Origin of the sequence: Microcystis sp. LE18-22.4A (genome assembly GCF_027531105.1) — a bacterium.
GTDB lineage: Bacteria > Cyanobacteriota > Cyanobacteriia > Cyanobacteriales > Microcystaceae > Microcystis > Microcystis aeruginosa.
This window is the reverse complement of sequence record NZ_JAPZRB010000043.1, coordinates 1-5799: the sequence shown is the minus strand read 5'-3', so window position 1 is coordinate 5799 and position 5799 is coordinate 1. Positions and strand designations below refer to the sequence as shown.

Annotated in this window: 2 protein-coding genes; both read right to left on the bottom strand. The window is 46.8% G+C overall.

What is annotated here, in order from left to right:
- Positions 1–494 precede the first annotated feature (494 nt).
- Positions 495–2129, bottom strand: coding sequence for an alpha-D-glucose phosphate-specific phosphoglucomutase (locus O9295_RS01925; RefSeq protein ID WP_061430793.1), 1635 nt, complete (start codon positions 2127–2129; stop codon positions 495–497).
- Positions 2130–2472: 343 nt separating this feature from the next.
- Complete coding sequence (gene pruA, locus O9295_RS01920) at positions 2473–5442, bottom strand: L-glutamate gamma-semialdehyde dehydrogenase (RefSeq protein WP_288031242.1); 2970 nt, start codon at positions 5440–5442, stop codon at positions 2473–2475.
- Positions 5443–5799 lie beyond the last annotated feature (357 nt).

The following is a 5799-nucleotide window of genomic DNA, read 5'->3' as shown; positions in this document are numbered from 1 at the left end:
AAAGTTTTTCCTGGGGGTAGGAGTCAGTAGCCGGTCGTCAGGAGCCGGTCGTTTTAGGCTTTGTTGCCCTTGTTTTTTGTACCAAGCGATGTACTACAAGAAGGATAATGCAAGGTTTTTGAACGTCCCAATCCTATTTTCTTGCACTAACATCGGACTTTAACAGGTCAAAAGCTTTATTTTAAAAGGGTTTTACCATTATTCAGCAAACCCTAATTAGGGTTTGCTGAATAAATCTAAAAACCTTGTTGGGTAAGACTTTTAGACTTTTTGTCAATCAAAAAGTACCATATCTGGGAGTGATGGGGGGGAAAATTCTGGGACTTTTTCCCTGAAAATTAGGTAGTTGACCCCCTCAAAATCGGTAAAACCCTACACCCCACACCCCACACCCCACACCCTACCCCCACGAAAAACTTTTTGCCGCAAACCCTAATTAGTGATGAGCAGGTCAAAAATTTCCCCGATAAAAACTGATAGCTGATCCCTAGATTTTAGGTAATAACCGTGGGTTGTTCCCGTCCGGTAGATTGACGAATTTGACCGATTTCTTCGGCTAAATCAATTAAGGGTTGTAGGGCCTTTTGGGTGTCGATATCGTGTTTACTCGCGTCCGGTTCATAACTTTCTAGATAAACCCGGAGAGTTGCTCCTTTAGTTCCCGTACCCGATAGACGATAAATAATCCGAGAACCATCGGTAAAACCAATGCGAATGCCTTGATTTTTACTCACACTACCATCCACGGGATCCGTATAGCTAAAATCATCGGCATATTCCACTTCATAGTTACCAAATTGTTTACCCTTAAGGTCTAAAACCAACTTCTGGAGACGTGCCATCATCTCTTTTGCCGGTTCTAAGGCGACTTCTTCATAATCATGACGAGAATAGAAATTACGACCAAATTCTTGCCAATGACTGCGAACAATTTCCTCTACAGATTCCCCTTTAACTGCCAAAATATTTAACCAGAAAAGAACCGCCCATAAACCATCTTTTTCGCGAATATGATTGGAACCCGTGCCGAAACTTTCCTCCCCGCAAAGGGTTGCTTTCCCCGCATCCAACAAATTACCGAAGAATTTCCAACCGGTGGGAGTTTCATAACAGTCAATTCCCAGTTTAGCCGCTACTCGATCGGCCGCCGCACTGGTGGGCATCGATCGCGCTACTCCCGTGATACCATTTTGATAGCCCGGTACTAGATGAGCGTTGGCAGTTAGTACAGCTAAACTATCACTGGGGGTGACAAAAAAATTCCGACCGAGGATCATATTGCGATCGCCATCTCCATCGGAAGCAGCCCCAAAATCCGGAGCCTCTTGACCAAAGAGAATTTCTACCAGATCATGGGCATAGACTAGGTTAGGATCGGGATGACCACCACCAAAATCCTCTAAGGGAATACCATTTAATACTGTACCTTTGGGCGCGCCTAAACGCTGTTCAAAGATGGCATAAGCGTAGGGACCCGTCACCGCATGGAGAGAATCCATGCACATTTTAAACTTACCAGAAGTGAGTAGGGCCTGAATGCGATCGAAATCAAAAATCTTTTCCATCATTTTGACGTAGGGAGTAACCGCATCGATCACTTCCACATCCATAGTTCCCAGTTTAAAGGAACTGGGGCGATCGAGATTAATATCGGCCCCTGAGAGGATTTTATAACTGCTAATCACCTTAGTCTCGGCATAAATTGCATCGGTGATATTTTCCGGTGCCGGTCCGCCGTTAGTAATATTGTACTTAATGCCAAAATCGCCCTCCGGACCGCCGGGGTTATGACTAGCGGAGAGAACAATACCGCCAAAAGCGTTATTTTCGCGAATTAACCCAGAAATAGCGGGAGTGGAGACAATACCATCGGTTCCCACGAGTATTCTACCGATACCGTTAGCGGCGGCGATTTTCAGGATAGTTTGAATAGCTTGACGGTTATAATAACGACCATCTCCACCGACAACTAGGGTTTGACCCTCGATACCGTCTAAAGTATTGAAGATAGCTTGAATAAAATTTTCCAGATAATGGGGTTGTTGAAAAACGGGAACGGATTTTCGCAATCCAGAAGTCCCCGGTTTCTGGTCACTAAAGGGTTTTGTGGCAACGGTTTCAATCGTCATAGTCTTTTCTTGATAGGCTGAGGCAATTGTCAACTTAAGTATATAGCAGTAGGTTGACAGCCAAGAAATCAGCTAGGAAAGACAACAGCTGGGGAGTCCCCTGTGATACTAAATCCTGTTTCAAAAGTCTAGGAGAGTGGGGAGACCACTTCGTGCGCGTTGCGGGGGGAGATAGGGGAGTGGGGAGATAGGGAAGTGGGGGGAAGGGAGCAGGGAGAAAAAAGCTGACTCCTGTCTCCTGTCTCGGAGTCTCCTGTCTCCTGTCTCCTGTCTCCTGTCTCCTGACTCCTGACTCCTGACCCCACCAACAAACTTTTTGCCGCAAACCCTAGCTATAAATTGCTTAATCGGCCCCTTCAATCGGTGCAAATCCCTGACGTTGAATATTCTCGCTGATGTGACGAGGTTCGAGGAATTGCAGCAGATAATCCGGACCCCCAGCCTTGGAACCTACCCCCGACATCTTGAAACCCCCGAAGGGTTGACGGGAGACAATCGCGCCGGTGATTCCCCGGTTAATATAGAGGTTTCCCACTTCAAATTCCTGCATAGCTCGGTTAATATGGGCAGGAGTGCGAGAATATAAGCCGCCGGTTAAAGCATAGTCGGTTCCGTTAGCTACAGCTAAAGCTTCCTCGAAATTGCTCACTTTGATAATCGCCACCACTGGACCAAAAATCTCCTCCATCGCTATTACCGCATCAGGGGGAACATTTTTAAAGACGGTGGGACTGACGAAATAACCCACTTCTGGAATTGGCATTTCTAGGGCTAATTCTGCCTCTTTTTTACCAGTTTCGATGTATTCCCGAATTCTTGCTTGAGCTTTCTCGTCGATAACCGGTCCTACTTCCGTACTCGGTAAATCCGTCGGCCCGATATTGAGGGACTTGGTAGCCTCGACAAAGCGATCAACAAAGCTATCATAGACGCTTTCCAGAACAATTATCCGCGAACAGGCCGAACATTTCTGGCCGGTGTAGCCAAAAGCGGACTTAACCGCACCGACAACGGCCTGATCTAAATCGGCACTCTCATCGACAATTAGGGCATTTTTGCCGCCCATTTCGGCGATAACTCGTTTTAGGTGTTTTTGACCCTTTTGCACGATGGAGGCATCTGTATAGATGCGACAGCCCACTTCTCGTGAACCGGTGAAGGCGATTAGGTGAACATCGGGATGGCTAACTAAATGCGCCCCCACTTGCGAACCTTTACCCGGGATATATTGGAAGACTCCGGCAGGAATACCCGCTTCTAGGAGAATCTCGGCAAATTTCGCCGTAATCACCGAGGAAGTCTCGGCAGGTTTCAATAGCGTGCAGTTACCTGCTACTAAAGCTGCTACTGTCATCCCCACCGCAATGGCTAGGGGGAAATTCCAGGGAGAAATCACTAAAGCAATACCCCGTGGTTGGTAGAAATAACGATTATTCTCGCCTGCTACGTCGAAATTATGCCCTAAATCCAGTCTTTCCATCTCGGAGGCGTAATAACGGCAAAAATCGATCGCTTCTGACACTTCCGGATCCGCCTGTTGGATAACTTTGCCCACTTCCAAACAAATCCAGGCCGATAACTCGTGTCGTCGCGCTTCCATCAAATCTGCCGCTTTTCGCAGTATTTCGGCTCTTTTAGCCACTGGAGTGCGTTTCCACGCGGGAAAAGCCTGTTTCGCCGCTATGATCGCTTTTTCTGCCTGTTCCACCTCAATTAAGCCCACTTTACCCACTATTTCCTGCGGGTTACAGGGATTAACGGAATTAATTTGAACATTGGTGGCGACGTATTCGCCGTTAATTAGGGGTAAATAGGTTTTACCGAGGGAATTTTTGACAAAAGTAAGGGCTTGACTCGCTTTATTTCGCAATTGCTCGTTGGCATAATCTGTATCGGCGGCATTAGGAAAACCGGGGATAATCGGGTTATCCTTGCCTAAAACCCGGGGGGCTGCGATTAAATCTTCCACGGGACGATCCTCCAAATTTTGCCTTAGGAAAGAACTATTAGCGGTATTTTCTAATAAACGGCGGATTAGGTAGGCCATACCGGGTAAGAGTTGTCCGTAGGGGGAATAAACCCGCACCCGATGACCCCGCTTCACTAACGCTTTGGCTAATTGGTCGCCCATGCCGTACAATACCTGCATTTCAAAGCGACGACGGGGAATTTCTAAACTTTCTGCGATCGCACAGGCCAAGGCTTGCGATCGCACGTTATGACTACCGATGGCGGCGTATAAATATTGATGATTTTCCAATAATAACCGCGTCATCCGCTCATAATTGGCATCGGTGGCCGATTTTTCGTTATATACCGGCTGTGGCCAGTGATTTTGCCGAGATTTAATCGTTTCCTGATCCCAGTAAGCGCCTTTGACTAGCCGGACAGTAACGGGATAACCGCGCTTTTTGGCCCAATTAATTAAATCTTGTAAATCTTGGGCAGAATCTCTTAAATATGCCTGTAGGGTGATGCCAATATCGGTACGACTGCGAAATTCTTCTTCTAGGAGTAATTCTTTCAGGATAGCCAGGGTGAGGTTTTTATAAACGTACTGTTCCATATCAAAATGGACTGCCACCCCTAACTCCTGAGCGCGTCGCAATAGTAGGCGAATGCGAGCGCAAACTTTTTCCTTACTACCAATCGGATCCATGGGATCAAACTGAGAATAAAAGGCAGTTAGCTTGACAGAAACCTGCACTTGTGGTAATAAGTCGCCGTCCGCTTCATCAATTTGGCTAACTTTATTCCATTTGCTCGCTTCTTGAGCCAAATGGGTCATTAAATCGAGATAACTTTGTAGATAAACTTGGGTTTCCGCTTCAGTAATTACCGCTTCACCGAGGAGATCTATGGTAAAAGCCATTTTTTCCTTCCGCAGACGGGTGACAGTGCGAGTAATTTGCTCTAGGTCTTCCCCGGCGATATACTTACGAGCTAAGGTTTCTACGGATTTACTGATCAGACTGGCGGCCGTTTGAGCCGGTAGGGAGTTAGGATCACTAAAGTTGAGGATACTTTTCAGCGCACTGGGCAGTTCTACGGAAGCATCACCGAGGTACTGTTGGAGATGATTAGCGATCTCGGCATTACTGCGTAAAGCGGGTAAACAGTCAATAAAACGGAATAATTGTACTCGTAAATTGGGGTTAGACATTGCCCAATCGAGTAATTTATCATCCCAACGCATTTGATCCTGTAAAGCAGACCAAAGACCTTTTTTTTCCCGAGTTTCGGCTAAAAGTTGTCTAGCGATCTCTTGGGTTTTGGTTTCGTAGTTTTGAGTTGAGTCGATTTGGATAACCACGGTGATTCAAGTAAAAAAATTATCAACGGGATTCAGCTTTCAGCAAGCTACCGTCAGCCTTCAGCCTAAAATTCAGTTTTTGAGCTTTTTCAGCTGATTGCCGCTCTTAATGGCTCTTTTCTCTGGTTTATATTCTTACCGAAGGACTAATCAAAGCTAATAGCTGATCGCTTTTGCTGAACACTCTATTGTACTCGATCAAGCGGGGAAGTGGGGGTGTGGGGTGTAGGGTGTAGGGTGTAGGGTGTGGGGTGTAGGGTGTGGGGTGTGGGGTGTGGGGAGTGGGGTGTGGGGTGTGGGTCACTTCGCGCGCCAAGGACGACTCGCGGATGCTGGTCTGGGCCGGCAGCGAATCCA